The organism is Phenylobacterium sp. Root700, assembly GCF_001429025.1.
In the GTDB taxonomy this organism is placed as follows: Bacteria; Pseudomonadota; Alphaproteobacteria; order Caulobacterales; family Caulobacteraceae; genus Phenylobacterium.
The window spans coordinates 31,218-54,805 of sequence record NZ_LMHT01000014.1; the positions used below are offsets into that span (position 1 = coordinate 31,218).

24 protein-coding genes are annotated in these 23,588 nt (G+C 67.3%); 13 read left to right on the forward strand and 11 right to left on the reverse strand.

The window, feature by feature from the left end; all coding sequences use genetic code 11:
• Positions 1-66: 66 nt before the first annotated feature.
• From aroE to ASE02_RS09000, 3 genes are read right to left on the reverse strand one after another with little or no spacing between them, the layout of a single operon-like run.
• Positions 67-909, reverse strand: a complete 843-nt coding sequence (gene aroE, locus ASE02_RS08990; protein ID WP_056733324.1) for a shikimate dehydrogenase — start codon at positions 907-909, stop codon at positions 67-69.
• Positions 906-1,502, reverse strand: coding sequence for a nucleoside triphosphate pyrophosphatase (locus ASE02_RS08995; protein WP_056733326.1), 597 nt, complete (start codon positions 1,500-1,502; stop codon positions 906-908). Before ASE02_RS08995 ends, aroE begins: the two co-directional genes overlap by 4 nt.
• Complete coding sequence (locus tag ASE02_RS09000) at positions 1,499-2,347, reverse strand: pyruvate, water dikinase regulatory protein (protein WP_056733327.1); 849 nt, start codon at positions 2,345-2,347, stop codon at positions 1,499-1,501. Before ASE02_RS09000 ends, ASE02_RS08995 begins: the two co-directional genes overlap by 4 nt.
• 519 nt (positions 2,348-2,866) lie before the next feature.
• Here ASE02_RS09000 and hemE point away from each other — a divergent pair.
• The 4 genes from hemE (at position 2,867) to rho (ending at position 7,152) form a co-directional block, all read left to right on the forward strand.
• Complete coding sequence (hemE, locus tag ASE02_RS09005; protein ID WP_056733330.1) at positions 2,867-3,898, forward strand: uroporphyrinogen decarboxylase; 1,032 nt, start codon at positions 2,867-2,869, stop codon at positions 3,896-3,898.
• A complete protein-coding gene (gene hemH / locus ASE02_RS09010) occupies positions 3,895-4,941 on the forward strand; it encodes a ferrochelatase (protein ID WP_056733332.1) in 1,047 nt (348 codons plus the stop codon). The genes hemE and hemH overlap by 4 nt, the downstream gene beginning before the upstream one ends.
• Complete coding sequence (locus tag ASE02_RS09015) at positions 4,938-5,393, forward strand: CopD family protein (protein ID WP_056733334.1); 456 nt, start codon at positions 4,938-4,940, stop codon at positions 5,391-5,393. Before hemH ends, ASE02_RS09015 begins: the two co-directional genes overlap by 4 nt.
• 343 nt (positions 5,394-5,736) lie before the next feature.
• On the forward strand, positions 5,737-7,152 hold the full coding sequence (rho, locus tag ASE02_RS09020) for a transcription termination factor Rho (protein WP_056733335.1): 1,416 nt from the start codon (positions 5,737-5,739) through the stop codon (positions 7,150-7,152).
• A 211-nt stretch (positions 7,153-7,363) separates the two neighbouring features.
• On the opposite strand, the gene ASE02_RS09025 is transcribed toward rho, so the two are convergent.
• Positions 7,364-8,335 (reverse strand): quinone oxidoreductase, encoded by a 972-nt coding sequence (locus tag ASE02_RS09025; RefSeq protein ID WP_056733337.1) that lies wholly within the window; start codon positions 8,333-8,335, stop codon positions 7,364-7,366.
• A complete protein-coding gene (locus ASE02_RS09030) occupies positions 8,335-9,045 on the reverse strand; it encodes a dienelactone hydrolase family protein (protein WP_056733339.1) in 711 nt (236 codons plus the stop codon). The genes ASE02_RS09025 and ASE02_RS09030 overlap by 1 nt, the downstream gene beginning before the upstream one ends.
• Before the next feature lie 109 nt (positions 9,046-9,154).
• Between ASE02_RS09030 and ASE02_RS09035 the strand changes: the two genes are divergently transcribed.
• From ASE02_RS09035 to ASE02_RS09060, 6 genes are all read left to right on the forward strand, one after another.
• Positions 9,155-9,406 carry a DUF6489 family protein gene (locus ASE02_RS09035; protein WP_056733341.1) on the forward strand — a complete coding sequence of 84 codons (252 nt, stop codon included), beginning with the start codon at positions 9,155-9,157 and terminating at the stop codon, positions 9,404-9,406.
• Positions 9,403-10,737, forward strand: a complete 1,335-nt coding sequence (gene mnmE, locus ASE02_RS09040) for a tRNA uridine-5-carboxymethylaminomethyl(34) synthesis GTPase MnmE (RefSeq protein WP_056733344.1) — start codon at positions 9,403-9,405, stop codon at positions 10,735-10,737. The genes ASE02_RS09035 and mnmE overlap by 4 nt, the downstream gene beginning before the upstream one ends.
• A 329-nt stretch (positions 10,738-11,066) precedes the next feature.
• Complete coding sequence (gene mnmG / locus ASE02_RS09045) at positions 11,067-12,917, forward strand: tRNA uridine-5-carboxymethylaminomethyl(34) synthesis enzyme MnmG (protein ID WP_156405989.1); 1,851 nt, start codon at positions 11,067-11,069, stop codon at positions 12,915-12,917.
• A complete protein-coding gene (gene rsmG, locus ASE02_RS09050; protein WP_156405990.1) occupies positions 12,895-13,584 on the forward strand; it encodes a 16S rRNA (guanine(527)-N(7))-methyltransferase RsmG in 690 nt (229 codons plus the stop codon). The genes mnmG and rsmG overlap by 23 nt, the downstream gene beginning before the upstream one ends.
• Positions 13,585-13,591: 7 nt before the next feature.
• A complete protein-coding gene (locus ASE02_RS09055; RefSeq protein ID WP_369818540.1) occupies positions 13,592-14,383 on the forward strand; it encodes a ParA family protein in 792 nt (263 codons plus the stop codon).
• 6 nt (positions 14,384-14,389) lie between these two features.
• Positions 14,390-15,274 (forward strand): ParB/RepB/Spo0J family partition protein, encoded by an 885-nt coding sequence (locus tag ASE02_RS09060; protein WP_056733350.1) that lies wholly within the window; start codon positions 14,390-14,392, stop codon positions 15,272-15,274.
• 229 nt (positions 15,275-15,503) lie between these two features.
• Here the strand turns inward: ASE02_RS09060 and holA are convergent, their stop codons facing one another.
• From holA to ASE02_RS09080, 4 genes are all read right to left on the reverse strand, one after another.
• On the reverse strand, positions 15,504-16,556 hold the full coding sequence (gene holA, locus ASE02_RS09065) for a DNA polymerase III subunit delta (protein ID WP_056733352.1): 1,053 nt from the start codon (positions 16,554-16,556) through the stop codon (positions 15,504-15,506).
• 13 nt (positions 16,557-16,569) lie between these two features.
• Positions 16,570-17,067, reverse strand: a complete 498-nt coding sequence (gene lptE, locus ASE02_RS09070) for an LPS assembly lipoprotein LptE (RefSeq protein WP_056733353.1) — start codon at positions 17,065-17,067, stop codon at positions 16,570-16,572.
• A gap of 6 nt (positions 17,068-17,073) precedes the next feature.
• Positions 17,074-19,656 carry a leucine--tRNA ligase gene (leuS, locus tag ASE02_RS09075; protein ID WP_056733354.1) on the reverse strand — a complete coding sequence of 861 codons (2,583 nt, stop codon included), beginning with the start codon at positions 19,654-19,656 and terminating at the stop codon, positions 17,074-17,076.
• A 109-nt stretch (positions 19,657-19,765) separates the two neighbouring features.
• Entirely contained in the window at positions 19,766-20,278 is a 513-nt protein-coding gene (locus tag ASE02_RS09080; RefSeq protein WP_056733359.1) for a DUF3576 domain-containing protein, read from the reverse strand.
• A 302-nt stretch (positions 20,279-20,580) separates the two neighbouring features.
• Between ASE02_RS09080 and ASE02_RS09085 the strand changes: the two genes are divergently transcribed.
• Complete coding sequence (locus ASE02_RS09085; protein ID WP_235536654.1) at positions 20,581-20,919, forward strand: NtrZ family periplasmic regulatory protein; 339 nt, start codon at positions 20,581-20,583, stop codon at positions 20,917-20,919.
• Here the strand turns inward: ASE02_RS09085 and ASE02_RS09090 are convergent.
• The gene (locus ASE02_RS09090; protein WP_235536655.1) at positions 20,909-21,496 is read right to left on the reverse strand and encodes a thiamine phosphate synthase; all 588 of its coding nucleotides are present in this window, start codon (positions 21,494-21,496) and stop codon (positions 20,909-20,911) included. The genes ASE02_RS09085 and ASE02_RS09090 overlap by 11 nt on opposite strands.
• Positions 21,497-21,518: 22 nt before the next feature.
• Between ASE02_RS09090 and ASE02_RS09095 the strand changes: the two genes are divergently transcribed.
• A complete protein-coding gene (locus ASE02_RS09095) occupies positions 21,519-22,169 on the forward strand; it encodes a YggS family pyridoxal phosphate-dependent enzyme (RefSeq protein WP_056733362.1) in 651 nt (216 codons plus the stop codon).
• 158 nt (positions 22,170-22,327) lie between these two features.
• Here ASE02_RS09095 and ASE02_RS09100 read toward each other — a convergent pair whose 3' ends face one another.
• Entirely contained in the window at positions 22,328-22,834 is a 507-nt protein-coding gene (locus tag ASE02_RS09100) for a L,D-transpeptidase (protein ID WP_056733364.1), read from the reverse strand.
• A 58-nt stretch (positions 22,835-22,892) separates the two neighbouring features.
• On the opposite strand from ASE02_RS09100, the gene ASE02_RS09105 reads away from it, so the two are divergent.
• Entirely contained in the window at positions 22,893-23,579 is a 687-nt protein-coding gene (locus ASE02_RS09105; protein ID WP_056733539.1) for a response regulator transcription factor, read from the forward strand.
• Positions 23,580-23,588: the final 9 nt, after the last annotated feature.

Genomic DNA, 23,588 nt, shown 5'->3' on the forward strand with positions numbered 1-23,588 from the left:
CAGCGAAGCTGACTGAGGGGGACTTTGACTCTTCGAGGCCCCANGGGAGGATCTGGAGGCTGGAGGTCACAGCCCCAAGGCCTTGATCGCCAGCGCCCGCACATCGACACTGGTCGGCGGCGCCTGGCCATAGAAGGCTTCGAAGGATGGAACCGCCTGGCCGATCAGCATGGCCAGCCCGTCCACGGTTCGCCGTCCCAATCCCTCGGCCTGCGCCAGGAACGGGGTCTTCAGCGGCTTGTAGACCATGTCCATCACCACCGCCGTTTGCGGCGTGGCTTCCAGCGGAACCTCCAGGGTCGGCGACCCGGACAGTCCGGCCGAGGTGGCGTTCACCACCGCGATTACGTCTTCGAAAGCCTTGGCCGCCTGGTCCAAGCCAAATGCCTTGGCCCCCAACGGTTCAGCGAGGGCCTGGGCCTTGACCAGCGTGCGGTTGACGATCCGCACCTGCGGGCACCCGGCCTCGACAAAGGCCGCCGCCGCGCCGCGCGAGCCGCCGCCGGCGCCCAGGATCACCACCGGGCCGGCGGCGGGATCAAACCCCGGCGCCTGCTGGCCAAAGGCGTGCAGCATGCCCAGCCCGTCGGTGTTGTCGGCGACGATGGTTCCGTCCGGCCGGAACACCAGCACATTGGCGGCGTCGGCGCTGCGGGCGCGGAAGCTCGCCTCGTCGGCCAGGGCCAGCGCCTCGCCCTTGAAGGGCAGGGTGACGTTCAGCCCCGCCACCGTCCCGCCGCGCAGCGAATTCACGAAGGCGACAAAGCGGCCCGGCTCCACCGAGAACGGCACATAGACGCCGTCCAGCCCGGCCGCGGCCAGCCAGGCGTTGTGCAGGATCGGGCTCATCGAATGGCTGATCGGCCGCCCGATCACCCCGGCCACCCGGGTCGCGCCGGAAATGCTCATGCCGCCAGCACGCCGTGGCGGCGGAAGAGGTCGAGCAGGCCCATCAGCGGCAGACCGAGAATGGCGAAATAGTCGCCCTCGATCTTCGAGAACAGCTGTGCGCCGGGGCCTTCCAGCCGGTAGCAGCCGACCGAGCCCAGAGCGTGGTCGCCCTCGACCGCCAGATAATCGGCCAGGAAATCGTCGGAGAAGTCGCGCATGGTCAGGGTCGCCGAGACGATCTCTCGCCAGATCGGCGCGCCATCCTTGGCCACCACCACCGCCGAGTGCAGCTTGTGCGGCTTACCGCGCATCAGCTTCAGCCGTTCGGCCGCGGCCTCGACGGTCTCGGCCTTGTCGTAGAGCTTGCCTTCAAACTCCAGGGTCTGGTCGGAACCGATCACGAAGCCGGGCTTGGACCGCGACACCCGGATCGCCTTCAGTTCGGCCAAGGCGTCTGCCACGTCGCGGGGGGTCGCGCCCTCGGCCAGCATGGCGTTCTTCACCGCGTCCTCGTCGACGCCGGCCACGGAAACCTCGAAGGGCACCCCGGCCCCGGTCAGCACGGCCCGGCGCGCGGCGCTCTTCGACGCCAGAATAATCTGCGGACTCAACCCAGCACCTCCACCTGGCCGTGGCCGCCATGCAGCAGGTTCATCACCGCCGCGGCGGTCTCCTCGACGCTGCGGCGGGTGACGTCGATCACCGGCCAGCCCTGACGCTCATAGAGCCGGCGAGCCTTCACCGTCTCCTCGCGCACCGCCTCGATGTCGATATAGCTCGACTCCCGGTCCTCCTTGAGACTGAGCAGGCGGTTACGACGGATCTGGATCAGCCGGTCCGGCGAGATGGTCAGGCCGACGACCATGGCGTTCTTCAGTTCGAACAGCTTTTCCGGCGGCGGCCGGGTCGGCACCAGCGGCACATTGGCCGCGCGCACGCCCCGATGGGCCAGATAGATGCAGGTCGGGGTCTTGGAGGTCCGCGAGACCCCGACCAGGACCACGTCGGCCTGTTCCAGATCCTGCCCGCCCTGGCCGTCGTCGTGGCCGATGGCGTAGTTCAGGGCGTCCATGCGGTTGAAATAGTCGTTGTCCAGCGCGTGCTGCACGCCGACCCGGCGGCTGATCGAGGCGCCGAGATAGCGCTGCAGCGAGGAGACCAGCGGATCGAGCGCGGCGATGCACGGCATGTCCATCCGCCGCACGCCTTCTTCCAGCGCGGTTCGCAGCTGATCATCGACGATGGTGTGGATGACGACGCCCGGCGCCTCCTCGATATCGGTCAGGGCCCGCTCGAGCTGCCGGGGCGAGCGCACCAGCGCATAGATGTGTTCGATCGGCAGGACGTTCTCGAACCGGGCGCAGACGGCGCGCGCCATGGCGTTCAGCGTCTCTCCGGTCGAGTCCGAGACCAGGTGGACGTGGAAGTAGGTCGCGACACGCGGGGTCGAGGTCATGGGCCTCTAGGGGCTGCAAGGACGAAGTGCGGGATCTGGGCGGGAAAACTGGGGACAAAAGAGTCGATACCTTCTTAACGAAGGTGGACTGGTTTGGGGATAGCGCGGCGCGCGCTCGGCGCCCTGTGAACGGGCGGGATGAAGTCGGGGTTTTGCTCCTCCGCCGTCCACCGAGATGATGGTTAAAAAACTATGAACAGGGCCCAACTTCGCCGAGCCTTGGACGACTCCGGTTCGGTATCGTTAACTCCCTGTTAACCTACTAACGAAACGTAAACGCTAATTGGGGATTCACGCTTTTCCCCGCAATCCACAGGCGAGTTTTCCAACCCGGTAAAACCGGCCAATCGCCTTGTTGAAAAGGGGTTGCAACGGTATGGCCACGCAAAGTTGTCCCCGTATGTCCAGGGTCTAACCTCTACCCCTTCAATCAGGATTCTAAATCTTAAAGGAAAGAAGAAGGGCAAGCGGGCGCCCGCGGGCTTGAGCCCGTGGCCTTAAGTCGGTTTAACGGCGCCCATGTCAGAAGGTTCAAAACCGCGCCTCTTGAGGGCGCTCGCCGGTGAAACCCTGGACCGTCCGCCGGTCTGGTTCATGCGTCAGGCCGGAAGGTCGCTGCCGGAATATCGCGAGCTTCGCACCCGAGCGCCGGACTTTATCGCCTTTTGCCATAATCCGGAGATGGCCGCCGAGGCCACGATGCAGCCGATGCGGCGGTTCCCGCTCGACGCCGCCATCGTGTTCGCCGACATCCTGCTGATCCCGCGTGCGCTCGGCCAGGAAGTTTGGTTCGAAGCCGGCGAGGGCCCCAGGCTTGGGGAACTGCCGTCGATCGAGTCCATGGCCGACCAGATCGAGGCCTCGACCGGACGGCTTGCGGACATCGGTGAGACGCTTTCGCGGGTTCGGGCGGAGCTGGAGCCGGATCGCACCTTGATCGGCTTTGCCGGCGCTCCCTGGACCGTGGCGACCTATATGATCGAGGGCAGGGGCTCCGATCGCTCCGGCGCCCGCACCTACGCCTATCAGAACCCCGAAAAGCTCGACCGCCTGCTGGACGTGCTGGTCGAGTCGACCGCGCGCTACCTGGTGATGCAGGCGAAATCCGGCGCCCAGGTGCTGAAGCTTTTCGAGAGCTGGGCTGAAGGCCTGGCCGAGGACGTTTTCGAACGCATCGTCATCAAGCCGCACGCCGCCATCATCGAGAAGGTGCGGGCCGCGGGGATCGACACCCCGTTCATCGGTTTCCCACGGGGAGCCGGCGCCCTGGTCGAAAACTACGCCGCCAAGGTTCCGGTCCACGCCGTGGCGCTGGACACCCAGGCGTCCGCCGCGCTCGGCCAGAAGATCCAGGCCGGCGGCAAGACCATCCAGGGCGCGCTCGACAATCTGTTGCTGCGCGCCGGCGGTCCGGCCCTCGACGCCCGGGTCGACGCCCTGATCGAGCAGTGGAATGGCGCGCCCTACATCTTCAACCTTGGCCACGGTGTCCTGCCCGACACCCCGATCGAGCATATCGAGCGCACGATCCGGCGCGTGACCGGCAAGTGAGCAAACTCGCGGTCGTCCTGTTCAACCTTGGCGGTCCCGATGGGCCGGACGCGGTGCGGCCGTTCCTGGAGAACCTATTCAAGGACCCGGCGATCATCACCTTGCCGGGGATCGTGCGGATCCCGTTGGCCAAGTTCATCGCGGCACGGCGGGCGGAGACGGCCAAGGCCAACTACGCGATCATGGGAGGTGGCTCGCCCCTGCTGCCCGAGACCCTGAAACAGGCCCGCGCCCTGGAGGCTTCGCTCACTGAGGCTGATTCCTCACGGGAAACCCGCGTCTTCATCTCGATGCGCTACTGGAAGCCGTTCGCGGCCCAGACCGCCAAGGAGGTGGCGGCCTTCGCGCCGGACGAGATCGTGCTGTTGCCGCTCTATCCGCAGTTCTCGACCACCACCACGGCCTCGTCGCTGAACGACTGGGACCAGGCCTATCGCGGTCCGGGCAAGGTTCGCGCCGTCTGCTGCTATCCGACCGAGCCTGGCCTCACCGACGCCCACGCCAAGCTGATCCGCCAGACCTGGGAGCAGGCTGGCAAGCCCGCCAATGTGCGGCTGCTGTTCTCCGCCCATGGCCTGCCGGAAAAGATCATAGAGGCCGGTGATCCCTATCAGGCGCAGATTCAGGCGACCGCCCAGGCCGTGGCGATGCGGTTGCCGGAACTCACCGACTGGAGCGTCTGCTACCAGAGCCGGGTCGGCCGGCTGAAATGGATCGGTCCATCCACGGACGATGAAATCCGCCGGGCGGGCGCGGAGGGTAAGGGCGTGCTGATCAGCCCGATCGCCTTCGTCTCCGAGCATGTCGAGACCCTGGTCGAGCTGGATCACGAATACGCCGAGCTGGCGGGGCAGGTCGGGTGCGCGCCCTATCTGCGAGCGCCGACGCCTAGCACCGAGCCGGCCTTCATCCGCGCCCTGACCCGGGCGACCACCCAGGCCCTGGGGCGCAACAGCGAGGTGGCGCCGCACGGCGCGTGGCGTTGCCCAGAAACCTATGGCAAATGCGCCTGTCGATACGGGGCGAGGGGAGCCGCAGCATGAACTACGATCTGCTCAGGGGTCTGCACATCATCGCGGTCATCGCCTGGATGGCCGGCATGCTCTACCTGCCGCGACTGTTCGCCTATCACGCCGCCGCCACCCCCGGTTCGGAGATGGACCAGACCTTCCAGACCATGGAGCTGAAGCTCTACCGGATCATCATGGGCCCGGCGATGATCGCCGCCTGGGTGTTCGGCCTGGCGCTGATCTATGTCGACGCCACGCAGATCCGCGGCGGCTGGGACTTCCTGGCCCAGCCCTGGATGATCGTGAAGCTGACCGGGGTTGTGTTCTTGACCGGCTGGCACCATTTCCTGGGCGCGGCCCGCAAGAAGTTCGCCGCTGGGACCAACACCCGCCCCGCGCGCTTCTGGAAAATGACCAACGAACTGCCGTTCCTGGCGGCCATCGTCATGGTCCTGGCCGTGACCACCGAGTTCCTCAGCCGCTAACCTGGTCGTCATCCTCCGGGCTCGCGCAGCGAGATCTGGGGGACCCAAGCTGATTTTCAGATCCGGACGGGCCGCTTGGGTCCCCCAGATCGCCCTTCGGACGACCGGAGGATGACGAGCGTGGCGAACGACCACGCTTGACCCCAACAGCGGCATGTGGTTCCGGTCTCCCTACGTGTCGACGGATCCCGTAGATACGCCCCGCCTTTTTCCGTGCGCCGCGCGCTTAACCAGCAGCTGCGGCCCGGCCCTCGAAACAAATCCGGCGTCTCAAAACGCCTCCAACGATTCTCTCCGCGCCCGAGAACCGCTCGGCTGACGGAGCCTATCTCAGAGTATTTTCATGACTGAAGACACCCCGAACGAAACCCCGACCGACGAAACCCTGGTCGAAACCGCCGCCGAAGCCGTTGAGGCCCAGGTCGAAGCCGGCGTCGACACCGACGAAGACGACGAACCCTCCGAGGTCGCCGCGGCCATCGCCGCCATGGGCCTGACCCGGATGTCGCTCCAGGAGCTGAAGGACAAGTCGCCCGCCGACCTGCTCTCCTTCGCCGAGACGCTGGAGATCGAGAACGCCAACTCCATGCGCAAGCAGGACATGATGTTCGCGATCCTCAAGGCCCTGGCCGAGGAAGGCATCGCCATCTCCGGTTCTGGCACCCTGGAAGTCGTGCAGGACGGCTTCGGCTACCTGCGCAGCCCGGAGGCCAACTACCTGTCCGGCCCCGACGACATCTATGTCAGCCCCTCGCAGATCCGGAAGTTCGGCCTGCGCACCGGCGACACCGTCGACGGCGCCATCCGCGCGCCGCGTGAAGGCGAGCGTTATTTCGCCCTGGTCAGCGTCGAGCAGATCAACTTCGAGAACCCCGAGAACGTCCGCCACAAGGTCCTGTTCGACAACCTGACCCCGCTCTATCCTGACGAGCGGTTGAACATGGAAATCCAGGACCCGACCCTGAAGGACCGCACCGGCCGGGTCATCGACATCGTCGCCCCGCTCGGCAAGGGCCAGCGCTGCCTGATCACCGCTCCGCCGCGGGTCGGTAAGACGGTGATGCTGCAGAACATCGCCAAGTCGATCGAGACCAACCACCCCGAGTGCTACCTGATCGTGCTGCTGATCGACGAGCGCCCGGAAGAAGTGACGGACATGCGCCGCACCGTGCGCGGCGAAGTCGTCTCCTCGACCTTCGACGAACCGGCCACCCGCCACGTGCAGGTCGCCGAGATGGTCATCGAAAAGGCCAAGCGCCTGGTCGAGCACAAGCGCGACGTGGTCATCCTGCTGGACTCCGTCACCCGTCTCGGCCGCGCCTACAACACCGTCGTCCCGTCCTCGGGCAAGGTGCTGACCGGCGGTGTCGACGCCAACGCCCTGCAGCGCCCCAAGCGCTTCTTCGGCGCGGCGCGGAACATCGAGGAAGGCGGCTCGCTGACCATCATCGCCACCGCCCTGATCGACACCGGCAGCCGGATGGACGAAGTCATCTTCGAAGAGTTCAAGGGCACCGGTAACTCGGAAATCATTCTGGACCGCAAGGTCGCCGACAAGCGGATCTACCCCGCCGTCGACGTCATCAAGTCGGGCACCCGGAAGGAAGACCTCATCACCCCGAAGGAACACCTGCAGAAGTCGTTCATCCTGCGCCGCATCATCACCCCGATGGGCGCTCAGGACGCGATCGAGTTCCTGCTCGACAAGCTGCGCTCGTCCAAGAACAACGACGACTTCTTCCAGTCGATGAACACCTAGGGCTCTCTAGCCTTAGCCAGCACGAAAAAGGGGCTCGCGGCGACGCGGGCCCCTTTGTTTTGGGTCAAGCTGTTGATTCCAGGCATGTTTCACGTGGAACGCCCCCTCCGTCGCGCTACGCGCGCCACCTCCCCCAGCGGGGGAGGATCTAAGGACCAGATGCTCCCCCGCTGGGGGAGCTGGCGGCGAAGCCGACTGAGGGGGTCTTCCCTTACGGAACCAGCAAGCTCGCCCCGACCGTCGCGCGGCCTTCCAGCGCCTCGTGCGCCTGGCGGGCCTGCGCGAGCGGGAAGGTCTGACCGATGTCGATCTTCACCGCGCCGGACTTGATCACCGCGAACAGCGCCGCCGCGCTCTCATCCAGCTCCTCGGTGGTGACCTGATAGTCGCCCATGGTCGGCCGGGTGAAGAACAGCGAGCCGCCTTGCGCCAGCCGCGCCGGAGCGAACGGCGGAACCGGGCCCGAGGCGTTGCCGAAGCTGACGAACAGCCCGCGCCGCGCCAGGCTGCCGAGCGTGCCCTCGAAGGTCGCCGCACCGACCGAGTCATAGGCCACCGGCACGCCCTTGCCGTCGGTGATCTTTCGAACCTCGGCGGCGACGTCCTGGTCGCGATAGAGGATGACGTGATCGGCCCCCAGGCTCCTGGCGCGCTCGGCCTTGTCGGGCGATCCGGCCGTGGCGATCACGGTGACCCCCAGGTGCTTGGCCCACTGGACGAGGATCGAGCCCACCCCGCCGGCGGCGGCGTGAACCAGGATCGTCTCGCCGGCCTTCACCGCGTAGCAGCGGCGCAGCAGGAACTCGGCCGTCATGCCCTTCAGCATGGCCGCCGCGCCGGTCGTCGCGTCGATCCCTTCAGGCAGGGCGATGGCCCGACCGGCCGCGACCGCGTGATACTCGGCGTAGGCGCCCAGCGGCCCGGAGGCGTAGGCGACCAGGTCGCCGGCCTTGAATCGGGTCACATCCGCGCCGACCGCCTCGACGACGCCCGCGCCTTCCATGCCCAGCCGCGAGGGCAGCTGCACCGGATAGAGGCCCGAGCGATGATAGGTGTCGATGAAGTTGACGCCGATCGCCTGCTGGCGGACCAGCACCTGGCCCGGACCCGCGACGGGAGTGGGGACGTCGACGACCTCGAGGACCTCAGGGCCGCCGGTCGCCTGGAACTGAACCGCTTTCATCACGCCCCCAGGTGTTGTTGGAAGAAGGTCAGCGTCCGGCCATTGGCCAGCTTGGCGTCGGCGGCGTCATAATGCTCGCCGCCCTTGCGCGCGAAGGCGTGGTCGCGGCCGGCGTAGGTGTGGATCTCGATCTGCGGATGGTTCTTCAAGGTGGCGAGGATCAGCGCCTGGGCTTCCTTCGGCACGAACTGGTCTTCTTCAGCGATATGCATCAGCAGGGGGTGAGCCTGCTTCTCGCTCTCGACCAGATTCTTTTCGATGCCGACGCCGTAATAGGCGACGCTGGCGTCGCAATCGGTGCGGGTCGCGGTCAGGAAGGCCAGCAGCCCGCCCAGGCAGAACCCGACCGCCCCGACCTTGCCGTTCACCTCGGCCAGGCCGCGGACATGGTCGATGGTGACGGCGATGTCCTTCACCCCGGCCTCGACGTCGAAGGCGTTGTAGAGCTCGAACGCCTTCTTCCACTCGGCCTCGGACTGGTCGGTGATGTCGACGCCCGGCTCGATCCGCCAGAAGAGGTCAGGACAGACCGCCAGGAAGCCGGCGGCGGCCAGCTCGTCGCAGGTGTCGCGCATCACCGCGTTGACCCCGAAGATCTCCTGGATGACCACCACGGCGGGGGTCTGGGTTCGGCCGGCGATCTTTTCGGGTCGCGCGACATAGGCGGCGAACTGGCCGTCCTGCGTCTTGATGCTGATCGTTTCGCCCATTGGCGTCTCCCGTTTCACTAAATGGCCCTCACGCGGCTACTAGCTTGTGAGGCCCGGCTGCGCTCATAACAATGTGGTCAGACCCGATGTGGCGCTTGGAGGTAATCAGATGAAGATGACGATCGAAATCGACTGCTCGCCCCAGGAAGCCCGGACCTTTCTCGGATTGCCGGACGTCACCGCTCTTAACGACAAGCTGGTCGAAGAGATGCAGAAACGCATGACCTCCAACATGGCCATGGTCTCTCCCGACGAGCTGATGAAGAACTGGGCGGCCTTCGGGGCCGGCGCCCAGGAGCAGTTCCGGAACCTGATGTCGGCGGCTGTCGACGTGGGCATGGGCGCTAACCGCAGCAAATGACCGACACCATCTTCGCGCCCGCCACCGCCGCCGGTCGCTCGGCGGTGGCCGTCGTGCGTTTGTCAGGCCCGGCGACGGGGAGGGCGGTCGCCGCCCTGGCCGGCGGCTTGCCGCAACCGCGCATGGCCGCCTTGCGGACCCTGCGCGATCAGGCGGGGGCGGCCATCGACCAGGCCCTGGTGCTCTGGTTCACCGGCCCCAAGAGCTACACCGGCGAGGACTGCGCTGAGTTTCACGTGCATGGCGGGCCGGCGGTGGTCGCCGGTCTGCTGGAGGCGCTGGCGGCGCTCGGCCTGCGCCTGGCCGATCCTGGCGAGTTCACCCGCCGCGCCTTTGAGAACGGTAAGCTCGACCTGGCCCAGGCCGAAGGCGTGGCCGACCTGATCGAGGCCGAGACCGAGGCCCAGCGCCGTCAGGCGCTCGACCAGCTGGGCGGCGCCTTGGGACACGCCCAGACCCGCTGGCGCGACGCCCTGATCGAGGCCTTGGCGATGTTCGAGGCCGCCGTCGATTTCCCGGACGAGGAGGTGCCGTCCGACGTGGCCGCCCGCGCCCGGCCGGTGCTGGCCGATCTCATCGCCGATCTCGAACACGCCCTGGTCCATGTGAAGCGCGGCGAGCAGGTGCGCGAGGGCTTCCGCATCGCCCTGATCGGCGCGCCCAACGCCGGCAAGAGCACGATCCTCAACGCCCTGGCGGGGCGCGAGGCGGCGATCGTCACCGCCACGCCCGGCACCACGCGCGATATCATCGAGGTGCCGATGCGGTTCGGCGGCTACAAGGCGCTGCTCGCCGACACCGCCGGCTTGCGCGAAACCCACGATGAGATCGAGGCCGAGGGCGTGCGCCGGGCCCGGGCCTGGGCCGGCGACGCCGACCTGCGCATCTGGGTGGTGGATGGGGCCAGCGATGCGCCCGCCACGGCGCCGGACCTTCATCCGCACGACCTTTGCGTAATCAACAAGGCCGACCTGCCTTCCGGGGCGGAAACCGGCCACGCCCTGGTCGAGGCCCGGGCGTTCGGCGTGGAGGCCCTGCGGCTCAGCGCGAAGTCATCGGGCGATATCGCCGCCCTGGAGCACGCGCTGGAGACCCGGGTGGTCGACGCCCTGGCCGGCGCCGAACTGCCCACCGCCACCCGCCTGCGCCACCGCGAACTGTTGGCCGAAGCCCTGGAGCGCCTGCAACGCGCCCTGGTGCTGGAAGACGACCTCGAACTCGCCGCCGAAGACGTGCGCCTCGCCGGCCGGGCCCTGGACCGCATCACCGGCCGCATCGACCCCGAAGACGTCCTCGACCGCGTCTTCTCCAGCTTCTGCATCGGTAAATGAATGCCCTCTCCCTCTGGGAGAGGGTTGGGTGAGGGGCCGCCCAGCGGCGGGCCGGCGTTTCACGTGAAACAATTGCCCCTCAGTCGGCTTCGCCGTTAGCTCCCCCAGCGGGGGAGCATCTAGTACGACCCAGATCCTCCCCGGCTGGGGGAGGTGGATCGGCGCGCAGCGCCGAGACGGAGGGGGCTCTCCACCCCAATGTTTCACGTGAAACACCGATCCACCCCGACCCCGACGCCGAATCCCACGTGAAACCTCGGCCGTCTTGCCCTATATAGCTCCAGACCGCCCCCGCCTCGCCGGGGGCGTCTTTCGTGGAGACGACAAGCTTGAGCGCCTGGGACGTCATCATCATCGGGGGAGGGCACGCCGGCTGCGAGGCCGCGGCGGCGTCCGCGCGCTTCGGCGCCAAGACCCTGCTGCTCACCCACAAGCTCGAAACCATCGGCGAGATGAGCTGCAACCCGGCCATCGGCGGCCTCGGCAAGGGCCACCTGGTCCGCGAGATCGACGCCTTGGACGGCCTGATGGGCCGGCTGGCCGATGTCGCCGGCATCCAGTTCCGCATGCTCAACCGCTCCAAGGGCGCGGCGGTGCGCGGCCCGCGCTCGCAGATCGACCGCAAACTTTACCGCCAGGCCATGCAGGCCGAGCTCGCCGCCACCCCCAACCTCAGCATCCTGGCCGAGGCGGTCGAGGACCTGATCGTCACCGACGGCGTGGTCCAGGGCGTGGTCGGCGCCACGGGAACGCAGTACCGGGCGGGCAGGGTGGTGCTGACGACCGGCACTTTCCTCAAGGGCATCATTCACCAGGGCGAGAAGCGCATCCCGGCCGGACGGGTCGGCGACGCCCCGGCCATCGGCTTGTCGGACCGGCTGTACGCCTCGGGCGTTTCGATGGGCCGTTTGAAGACTGGAACGCCGGCGCGGCTCGACGGCTCGACCATCGCCTGGGACGGGCTGGAGATGCAGGCGGCCGACGCCGAGCCTGTGCCGTTCTCGTTCCTGACCGACAAGATCACCACCCCGCAGATTGAATGCGGCGTCACCTACACCAACGCCGCGACCCACCAGATCATCGCTGATCGGCTGACGGAGTCGGCGGTCTATGGCGGCCGTATCAACGGTCGTGGCCCGCGCTATTGCCCGTCCATCGAGGACAAGGTGGTTCGGTTCGGCGACAAGGACAGCCACCAGATCTTCCTGGAACCGGAAGGCCTGGACGACACGACCGTCTATCCGAACGGCATCTCAACCTCAGTCTCGGAAGAGACCCAGGATCTGTTCCTGCGCACCATCGCCGGGCTCGAGAACGTCCAGGTGAAGCGCTACGGCTACGCCATCGAATACGACTATGTCGATCCGCGTGAGCTCGACCCCACCCTGGAGGTCAAGCGTCTGCCGGGCCTCTACCTGGCTGGCCAGATCAACGGCACCACGGGCTATGAAGAGGCCGGCGCCCAGGGCCTGGTCGCCGGTTTGAACGCCGCCCGCGCCGCCTCGGGCCTGGACGCCGCCGCCTTTGGCCGGGACGAGGCCTATATCGGCGTGCTGATCGACGACCTGGTGACGCGCGGCGTCACCGAGCCCTATCGCATGTTCACCAGCCGCGCCGAGTTCCGGCTGTCGCTGCGAGCGGACAACGCTGACCAGCGTCTCACCGAACGCGGTATGGCCTTGGGTGTGGTCGGTGTTTCACGTGAAACAGCGTTCCGCGCAAAGTCTGACGCGCTCGGTCATGCCCGCGCCCGCGCCGCGGCCCTGACCCTGACCCCGGCCGTCGCCCAGAGAGCCGGCCTGCCGGTGAAGGCCGATGGCGTGGTGCGTGACCTGACCCAGCTGCTGGCCTATCCGACCATCGGCTTCGACGAGCTCGCGGCCATCTGGCCGGAGATCGCCGCCTGGGCGCCGGAGATCCGCGAACAGGTCGAGATCGACGCCGCCTATGCCGGCTATCTGGACCGCCAGGCCGCCGACGCCGCCGCCTTCCGCCGCGACGAAAACCTGCGCCTGCCTGCCGATCTGGACTATGCGGGAGTAGGGGGCCTTTCCAACGAGGTCCGCGAAAAGCTCATCGCGGTTCGGCCGCTCACCCTGGGCCAAGCCGCCCGCATCGAGGGCGTGACGCCTGGAGCCCTGACCGCCTTGCTCGCCCATGTCCGCCGCCGCGCCGCCTGAGTCCTCGCCCTTGTCGCAGTCCAATATCTCCGAGCCGGTCGACGTGACCGACGCCGCCAGTTTCGCCGCCGTGTCCGGCGCCAGTGACGCGGCGCTCGCCGACCTCGAGCGCTACCGGTCCTACCTGATCGAGTGGAACCAGAAGATGAACCTTGTGGGTCCCGCGACCCTCGACGTCTTCTGGTCGCGGCATGCTTGGGACTCCGCCCAGATCCTGCCGCTGGCCCCCGAGGCGGTGACCTGGGCCGATCTCGGAACCGGCGCAGGATTGCCCGGTATCGTGCTGGCGATCCTGGGAAAAGACCGCCCCGGCTTCCACGTGCACCTGGTCGACAGCCTGACGAAACGCTGCCGGTTCCTGACCGAAGTGGTGGAGGGGTTGCAGCTTCCGGCCACGGTTCACGATTCACGTGCGGAAGACTTGTCGCTGACTGTGGATATCGTGACGGCGCGGGCTTGCGCGCCCCTGTCGCGACTGATGGGGTACGCCCAGCCCTACTTCAAGCGCGGGGCGACCGCGCTGTTCCTGAAGGGCCAAGATGTTGCGTCCGAACTCCAAGACGCTGCGAGACAATGGGACTTCGAGGCCGACGTGCTGCCCAGCTTGAGCGACGCCAGAGGTCAAATCGTGCGTGTGAGGAGGCTCGGCCGTGGCCGTAAAAGCTAACCGTAAACTGCGCGTCCTGGTCGTCGCGAACCAGAAGGGCGGGGTGGGCAAGACCACCACGGCCATCAATCTGGGCACCGCGCTCGCCGCTGTCGGCGAGAAGGTGCTGCTGATCGACTCCGATCCCCAGGGCAACGCCTCCACCGGTCTCGGCATTGGCCGGGCGCTGCGCAAGGTCACGCTCTACGACGTGCTGATGGGCGAGCAGCCGATCCTCTCGGCGGTGGTCCACACCGCCCTGCCGGGACTGGACCTGATCGCCGCCGACCCCGACCTGTCCGGCGTCGAGTTGGAGCTGGGCCAGCAGGCGCGCCGCTCCTTCAAGCTGCGCGACGCCCTGGAGCCGGTCCGGGCGTCCGGCCAATACACCTACGTCCTGATCGATTGCCCGCCGTCGCTGAACCTGCTGACGGTCAACGCCATGGCCGCCTCCGACGCGGTGCTGGTGCCTTTGCAGTGCGAGTTCTTCGCTCTGGAAGGCCTGACCCAGCTGATGCGGACGGTGGATCTGGTGCGCGGCAGCCTCAACCCGAACCTGGAGATCCAGGGCGTGGTGCTGACCATGTACGACCGGCGCAACAGCTTGTCGGAGCAGGTGGCGCGCGACGTGCGCGGCCACTTCGGCGACACCGTCTACAACACCGTCATTCCGCGCAATGTGCGGGTGTCGGAGGCGCCGTCCTACGGCAAGCCGGTGCTGGTCTATGATTTGAAATGCTCGGGCTCCCAGGCCTACCTGAAACTCGCCCGCGAGGTCGTGCTGCGTGAGCGCGATCGTCGGGCCAAGGCAGCGGCCTAAGGAACGATGATGGTCGAAAAACGCGGTTTGGGCCGGGGCCTGTCAGCCCTGTTGGGCGATGTCGACGAGGCCAAGGTGGTGGCCGGCGCGCCGGTGACCGAGGTCTCCGGGGTTCGCGAGATCCCCATCGAGTTGATCCATCGTAACGCCGATCAACCGCGCTGGGTGTTCTCCGAGACGGAGGTGGAGGAACTGGCCGCCTCGATCCGTGAGAAGGGCGTGCTGCAGCCGATCTTGGTCCGCCCCGCGCCGGGCATACCGGGCGAGTGGGAGATCGTCGCCGGCGAGCGTCGCTGGCGCGCCAGCCAGAAGGCCGGCCTGCGGGTCATGCCGGTGCTGGTCCGCGAACTGGACGACGTCCAGGTCCTGGAAATCGCCGTCATCGAGAACGTCCAGCGGGCCAACCTCAACCCGATCGAAGAGGCGACCGCCTACCAGCAGCTGGTCGAGAAATTTGGCCGCACCCAGGAGGCGGTGGCCGACGGCGTCGGCAAGAGCCGCAGCCACGTGGCCAACACCCTGCGCCTGATGAACCTGCCCGAGGTGGTTCGGATCCACGTGCTGGAAGGCCGCCTCTCGGCCGGTCACGCCCGCGCCATCCTCACTGCCGACGATCCGGTCGCCCTGGCCGAGATCATCATCGCCAAAGGGCTGTCGGTCCGCGAGGCCGAGAACCTCGCCCGCAACACCCCCTCGGCCGCTCGGCCGCAAGCCGCCAAGCGCAAGCCGGCGAAGGACACCGACACCCAGGCGCTGGAGGCCGACCTCTCCGACGTGCTCGGCCTCGACGTCGAGGTGGTCGACCGCGGCGGCGTCGGCGAACTGAAGATCAAATACGCGACCCTCGAACAGCTCGACGAGCTCTGCCGCAAACTGACCTCGCGGGGCTGATCACCCACCCCAGCTCGTCATCACCGGGCTTGTCCCGGTGATCCATACACACGAGCCGGCGAAATCCGCCTCTCGGCGCAACCTGTATGGCTGCTCGAAAATCGTCTCCGGCTAAGTCCTTGATTTATAAGGACCGAAAATCAAAATCCGGATTCTGGCGAAACAAACATACAGAGATACGAAGGTCCGTACTTCTGAGCCGCTGAGAGCCGATTTTGTTTGGCGGTTTTTAGAGGCCTAGACGGCGGGCGCGGCCGGCGATGGTCAGGGCAAGGCGCTCTGCGATCAGGCTGTCGGGCGAGCCGGCGGTCTTGCAGGCCTTGTCGGCGGCGAGCACGTCGGGCTGCAGCTTGTCGAGGTCTTCGAGCGACCAGCTGCGCGCCTGCCGCAGGAACTCGCGCTCCTGTTTCCAGAATACCCCGGAGGCCTTGGCGGCTTCCTGCAGACCCGCGCCGTTCTTGGCGAGCGTCAGGGTGCGTCGCAGCTTGGCGAGATACATGCTGATCGCGCGGACCGCGGCCGGTCCGGCTTCGCCCTCGGCGGCGGCGCGGCGCAGGGCGGCCTGGGCGTCGGCGAGCTTGCCGCTGAAGGCGTCGGCGGCGGCGTCGAACAGCGAGGCCTCGGGTTCAACCCCCAGGAAGTCGTCCAGGTCCTTGGCGGCGGCGGTGCGGCCGCTGCCCGGTTCGAGATAGAGGGCCAGGCGCTCGATCTCCTGGCGGGCGACGCCGCGTTCCTTGGGCAGGCGCCCGACGAACAGCTGCAGGGCCTGGGCGTCCAGGCCGACATTGTCCTTGGCCAGCAGCTCGCGGACCAGCCGCGCCACGTCGCCGGGCTCGTCCTCGTAGCAGGGGATGGCGGCGGCCTCAGTCGCCTTCTCGGCGGCTTTGCGCAGGGCGGAGTCGCGGCCGAGGTTGCCGGCCTCGATGATGAAGAAGGCGTCGGGGTTCAGCTTGCCGGCGGCGTGGGCGACCAGCGCCTCGGCCACCTGCTTGTCGAGGCCGGCCTTCTCCGTGGCGAACCGCAGCCGCACCAGGCGTTTGCCGCCCATCAGCGACTGGGCGGCCAGCTCACCTTCGAGCCGCGCGCCGTCGCCGTCGAGATCGCCGTCGGTCAGCAGCGCGACATCGAACGGATCGTCGAGGTTGGGTACGATCTTGGAAGCGAGCTGCGTTCCGCGATCCTGCACCACGCCCATGTCGCGGCCATAGATCAGCACCGCGCGGATATGGCCCTCCGGCTTGGCCAGGAAGCGTTCGATATCGGGCCGCTTGGCAAGGATCACGGCCTTGAAATCCCTAGGATTTCTCTTTGGTCGCCAACCAGGCGGCGAGCTCCAGCTGGATCTTGCGGGCGGTCTCGGTCGCGGCGCGATCCTGGGCGTCCTGCTGGGCGGAGATCGAGGCGTAGGGCTGGTCGGCGCTGTCGTAGGTGACTTCGACGCGGGTGGTGCCCTGCTTGATCCCCACGCCGGAGGGGTAGGCCGAGAGCGTGTAGACCGCCGTCAGGACGTACTCGTAGCGGGTGGCGACGTTGTCGACCCGCACGCCGCGCGGATAGCGGGTTTCCGACAGGGCGACGTCCATCTTGTAGCGCGGCGTGGCGCCCTTATCGCGGGCCAGGGCGTCGTCCAGGTGCTCGCGCAGCAGCTGGCCGGTGCGGCCCGGTGGCGTGGTCACCTGCACGGCGGTGAGCTGCGAGGAGACGCCGGGCGTCGCGTAGAGCGGCGTGAACCCGCAGCCCGCGAGGCCGAGGGCCGCGGCCGCCAAGGCGGCGGAGATGACGACGCGGTTCATGTCTGCTTACCCAGCCACGATGTTGACGATGCGATCCTTCACCACGATCACCTTTTTGATCGAGAGACCTTCCAGGCGACGCGCGATCTCGGGATCGTTCAGCACCAGCTTCTCAACATCGGCTGGTTCCGCGCCGGCGGCGACTGAAATTTCACCGCGACGCTTGCCATTGACCTGCACCGGCAGGATGCGCACCGCGTCCTGGGTCAGGGCCGGGTCAAATTCCGGCCAGGGCGCGGAAACCACCATGCCCTCGCCGCCGATGCGGGCCCAGGCTTCTTCAGCCAGGTGAGGCGTGAACGGCGAGATCAGCCGGGCGAAGGCCGACAGAGCCTCATGCCGCGCGCCGAGCACCGCCGGCGTCGCGCCCTCGGCCGGGAATTCCTTGAGTTTGTTAAGGAATTCGTACATCCGCGCGATGCCGGAGTTGAAGCGGAAGCTCTCGACCGCCTCGGTCAGGCCCTTGATGGTGCGGTGGGTGAAGGCCCGCAGTTCGTCGGCCTTGGGATCGGCGACCGGGGCGGGCGCGGGGCCGGCCGGCTGGCTGTCGAACTCGTTCCACACCCGGTTGACGAAGCGCCAGGCGCCCTCGACGCCGGACGCCGACCACTGTGTGTCGCGTTCGGGCGGTGAATCGGACAACACGAACAGGCGCGCGGCGTCGACGCCGTAGACGTCGAAGATTTCGTCGGGGGTGACGGTGTTCTTCTTCGACTTGGACATCTTCTCGACGTCGCCGATGACGATCGGCTCGCCGGTCTCGGCGATCTTGGCGCGGCGGGCGCCAGCTTCGGTTTCAAACTCGACGGCGCGCGGCTCGATCCATTCGCCGCTCTGGCGACGATAGGTTTCGTGGGTGACCATGCCTTGGGTGAACAGGCCCGCGAAGGGCTCGCGCACCGACAGCATGCCCTCATCGGCCAGGGCCTTGGTCACGAACCGCGCATAGAGCAGGTGCAGGACCGCGTGCTCGATGCCGCCCACATACTGGTCGACCGGCATCCAATAGTCGGCGGCGGCCTTGTCGATGGGCGCGGCGCTATCGGTGTCGGTGAAGCGGGCGAAGTACCACGAGCTGTCGACGAAGGTGTCCAGCGTGTCGGTTTCGCGCGTCGCCGCCTCGCCGCAGCCGGGGCAGGTGGTGTCTTTCCAGGTCGGGTGACGCGCCAGGGCGTTGCCGGGCTTGGAGAAATCCATGTCGTCGGGGAGGACGATCGGCAGCTGATCCTTGGGCACCGGGATCACGCCGCACTTGGCGCAGTGGACCACCGGGATCGGGCAGCCCCAGCCGCGTTGGCGGGCCACGCCCCAGTCGCGCAGGCGGAAGACGGTCGCGCCTTGGCCCTGGCCCTGTTCCTCGATGCGGGCGATGGCCGCGGCCTTGCCGGCCTCGACGTCCAGTCCGTCCAGGAAATCGGAATTGAACGCGACGCCGGGGCCGGTATAGGCCTCGCTTCCGACTGCGAAGCTGGCGGGGTCCTCGCCGGGCGGCAGGACCACGGCCTTGACCGGCAGGTCGTACTTGCGGGCGAAATCCAGGTCGCGCTGGTCATGGGCCGGGCAGCCGAAGACCGCGCCGGTTCCGTAATCCATCAGGATGAAGTTCGCGATCCAGACCGGCAGACGCCAGGTCGGGTCGAAGGGGTGGGCCACGGTCAGGCCGGTGTCGAAGCCGATCTTCTCGGCGGTGTCGATCTCGGCTTCCGACGCGCCGCCCTTGCGGCATTCGGCGATGAAGGCGGCGACCTTGGGGTCGGCGGCCAGCTGCTCGGCCAGGGGATGCTCAGGAGCGATGCCGACGAAGCTTGCGCCGTACAGGGTGTCGGGACGGGTGGTGTAGACCTCCAGGCCGCTCTCGAAGCCCTTGGGGGCCTCAGAGGCCCAGCCGAAGGAGAACTTCAGGCCCTTGGAGCGCCCGATCCAGTTTTCCTGCATCAGCCGGACCTTGTCGGGCCAGCGGTCCAGGGTCTTGAGGCTGTCGGTCAGCTCGCCGGCATAGTCGGTGATGCGCAGGAACCACTGGTTCAGCTTGCGCTTCTCGACCGGGGCGCCTGAGCGCCAGCCGCGGCCGTCGACCACCTGTTCGTTGGCCAGGACCGTCTGGTCGATCGGGTCCCAGTTGACGATGCTTTCCTTGCGGTAGACCAGGCCGCGCTTCCACAGGTCCAGGAACCAGTCCTGCTGCTTGCCGTAATAGGCCGCGTCGCAGGTGGCGAATTCACGGGACCAGTCGATCGACAGGCCCAGCTCCTTCAGTTCCGACCGCATCTTGGCGATGTTTTCGTAGGTCCAGCCGCGCGGATCGACGCCGCGCTCCATGGCCGCGTTCTCGGCGGGCAGGCCAAAGGCGTCCCAACCCATCGGGTGCAGGACGTTGAAGCCGCGGGCGCGCTTGTAGCGGGCCACGACGTCGCCGAGCGAATAGTTGCGCACATGGCCCATGTGCAGACGCCCCGACGGATAGGGGAACATCTCCAGCGCGTAGTACTTGGGAACCCCCGGCGTCGGCGGACCGGCGCGGAACACGTCGGCGTCAGCCCAGGCCTTACGCCACTTGGGTTCGGTCTCTTTCGGGTTGTAGCGGGCCATGAGGCGTTCTTCGAAACTCAAGTTAGGTGTCGGTCAGCACCGACATTGCGCTGACCCAAGGGGGAGAGCGCATCCTGACTGGAGTCCCCGAATGCGCCCCTTGGAGGCCTTAGCCGATGTTGGACAGCCGAAGCTGCCGGGCCTTGGTAAGGATCGCGTTTTCCAGATCGGTCTCGGTCTGACCGGCCGAGGTAGCGTCCGTCCAGTTGCCGGCGGCGTCCTTGACCTGCTTGAAGACGGCCACGTTCAGGCCGTCGGCGCGCAGGCGCGCATCCAGAATGTAGACGGTGCACTTGAAGCGCTCGTCAGGCTTTTCCGGGTTCACATACCAATCGGTGATGACCACGCCGCCATAGGGGTCGGCCGAGGCCAGCGGCATGAAGGACAAGGTGTCCAGCGTCGCTCGCCACAGATAGCCGTTCACGCCGATCGCCGGCTGGCTGGCGCCGCCGGAGCTCGCCTTCTTGCCGCCGCCGAGGCCAAACATACTCAGGCCGCCACCAGATTCCTGAGTCTGGAAGGTCCGAGATCCGCCGCTCGAGCAAGCCGCCAGGGCCGTGAGGCTGAGCACCAGCACTCCGGTCGTCACGCCACGCATCAACTCACCGCGCACAAACGGCATATATCGGCTCCTAGTCGTTATCCCGCGTCGGTTCGCGCCGCGGCGCAGCCCCCCGCAGCCGCGCTCTCTATAACAACGCCCGTGCAAGCGCCAAACAGGAATCGCGTGTCTCTGCCGCCACAGGCGCCGACGATCTGTCTACAGACCGGGCAGCGGGCGCCGGGAGTCTGTTGACCTGAGGTCTGGGGGGACTTTAATCGGCTCAACGGTCACGCCTCAACTGGCGGGGCCGGGGCTTAGGGGCCATATGGGTGGTTATGTCCAAGGGTTTGGTCATTTCGTTGATCGGTGCGGCGCTCCTCGTGAGCGGCGCTTCGACGGCGCATGCCCAGACCACGAAGAAGACCACCGACTTCACCGTGCGTAGTGAATCCTCGGCGGTCGTGTCCTCGCAAGGGACCAAGTCGCTGAAGTGGGACACGCGCAAGGGGCGCTGGGGGGTCTCTCTCAACCTGGACCAACGGGCTGAGCGCGACACGCAACTGAACGACGTCCAGGCCGGGGCCTATTTCCGCATCACGCCGAGCCTTCGGGTCGGCGGCGCGGTGGCGTTGGGCGAGAAAGAAACGCCGGCCTACAAGAAGACCGAGCCGCAGGACTCCGCGCCGCGGGTCAAGCTCGAGACCGCCTTCAAGTTCTAAGGGCTTCCACAGCCGCCAGACCGATCAGGCCCGCAGGCATTAGCCGGCGGGCTGTTTTGTCATTGATCCCGCCCAGGCCGTAGACCGGACCGCCAGCCATGCGGACGATCGCCGCCAGCCGCAGCGGGCCGATCGGCTGGCCGGCCGAGGGGCTGGCCGAGGGAAAGATCGCCGACACCACCACCGCGTCGGCGCCGGCAAGCAGGCCGCGCCGCGCCGCCGCGGCGCTGTGAGCCGCCGCCGTGACGATCCAGCCACGCTGCTTCAGGCGACGCGCGCGATGGGCCAGGCGTTCGGGCAGGTGGACGCCGTCGGCCCCGATCCTGGCGGCCAGGGTCGCGTCGGCGCCGATCAGCAGCAGCAGGCCGCGGCTATGGGCGATGGCGAGCAGCTTCCGGGCGCGGGCCTCGGCGTCCGGCGCGCCGAAGCTGCGATAGACCACGGCCGATCCGCGCGGCAGCCTGCGGGCGGCGGCCTCGATGTCGGGCGTGCGTTCGGGATCGGTGAAGAACAGCAGTGACGGCAGCGGGGGCTTTCGCGCCGCCGCGCGCCGCCCTAAGGCTTGCGCCGTTCGCACCACTGTCCAGAAGTTGCCTGAAATGACCGTCTCTCCCGCCCTCACCGATGTCCTAGACCGGATCGCCCGGGCGGCGAAGGCGTGCGGCCGCGCCAGCCACGATGTGACCCTGGTCGCGGTCTCCAAGCAACAGCCCTGGGAAAAGGTCGCGCCGGTGCTGGCCGCGGGCCAGGCGGTGTTCGGCGAGAACCGGGTGCAGGAGGCGATGGAGCGCTGGACCGAGCATCGCGCCGGCGTCGAGCTGCGGCTGATTGGGCCGCTGCAGAGCAACAAGGCGCGCGAGGCGGTGGCCTTCTTCGACGTGATCGAGACCCTGGACCGCGAGAAGCTGGCCGTGGTGCTGGCTGAAGAAATCCAGAAGCAGGGCAAGGCGCCGCGCCTCCATGTGCAGGTCAACACCGGCGAAGAGGATCAGAAGGCCGGGGTAATCCCGGGTGAGGCCGACGCCTTCATCGCCGCGTGCCGGGCGACCTATGGTCTGAACATCGAGGGCCTGATGTGCATCCCGCCCGCCGTCGAGCCTCCGGGCCCGCATTTCGCGCTGCTGGCCAAGATCGCGGCGCGCAACGGGATCGAGAAGCTCTCGATGGGCATGAGCGATGATTTCGAAACCGCCGTGCGGTTCGGCGCCACCAGCGTGCGGGTGGGCTCGGCGTTGTTCGGGGCGCGGTAGGCGCCAAGTGTCATCCCGGAAAGCGCGCAGCGCTTGTCCGGGACCCATGAACACCCGATGGGGCAGGCTGCGGCGAGGTCTCGCCATCCTCGGCAGCTATGAGCGAATGGGGCCCGGTCTTGCTTCGCAAACCGGGATGACAGCGGCGGTTGCGGGGCTCAAGCCTGCTCGATCATCAGGAGGTCGCCGAGCTGGGCCAGCGACAGCAGCTCCAGCATGTCTTCCCGCGACAGGGCGATGCAGCCCTCGGTGGGGGAATAGTCCGGTTTGGCCAGGTGCAGGAAGATCGCCGAGCCCAGCGGGCTGACCGGCGGATCGTCGTTGTGGGCCAAGACGCAGACCAGGTCGTAGACGTCGTCCTCGCGCCACATGTGCTCGGCGCTGGCCGGGTGGGGCAGCTTGACGGCGCGGTTATAGGCCGGGTCGCCGGGCGCGTCGCACCAGCCGTCGTCGCGTTCCAGGGCGCGGGTCGGCAGGCGGGTCTGCGGGCGCTCTGCCTTGTCGGGACGGTAGAGCACGCGGCGGATGGCCCAGGCGCCCAGCGGCGACTTGCCGTCGCCCTCGCGCTTCAGATCGGCTTCGATCACGCCGGTTTTGCCCAGCGCGCAACGGGTCATGCGCCCGTCCAATCGGAAGCTTCCATCTGACATCGCCGTGAACATCATGGCCTAAGGGGTCTCCGGCGGTTGGCGGCGGGGGGCGATACGGTGCATGTTCCCCTACATGGCTCAACGCAAGACCTTGCTCGTCGTCGACGACAACGAAGAACTCCGCGGCGCAATCGCCGAACAACTTCAACTCTCCGAGGAATTCTCGGCCATCGAGGCGTCCACCGCCGGCGATGGCGTGAAGGCCGCTGTCGAGCATCGACCGGACCTGATCCTGCTGGACGTCGACCTGCCGGACATGAACGGCCGCGAGGCCTGCCGGCAGATGCGGGCGCAAGGGGTGGTGGCGCCGATCATTATGCTGACCGCCGCCGACACCGATGATGATCAGATCTCCGGCCTGGAAGCCGGGGCCAACGACTATGTGACCAAGCCCTTCAAGTTCCAGGTGTTGCTGGCCCGCATCCGCGCCCAGCTGCGCAGCCACGAACAGTCCGAAGGCGCGGTGTTCCACCTGGGCGCCTACGAGTTCCGGCCCTCGGCCAAGATGCTGGTCGACGGCAACCAGAAGAAGATCCGGCTGACGGAAAAAGAGACCAACATCCTGAAGTACCTCTACCGCGCCGGGGAAAAGCCGGTGTCGCGCGAGGAGCTGCTGGCCGAGGTCTGGGGCTATAACGCCGGGGTCACCACCCACACCCTGGAAACCCACGTCTATCGTCTGCGCCAGAAGATCGAGCCCGATCCCGGCAATGCGCGGTTGCTGCTGACCGAGGCGGGGGGCTACAGGCTGGCGCCGTAGACGAACCTT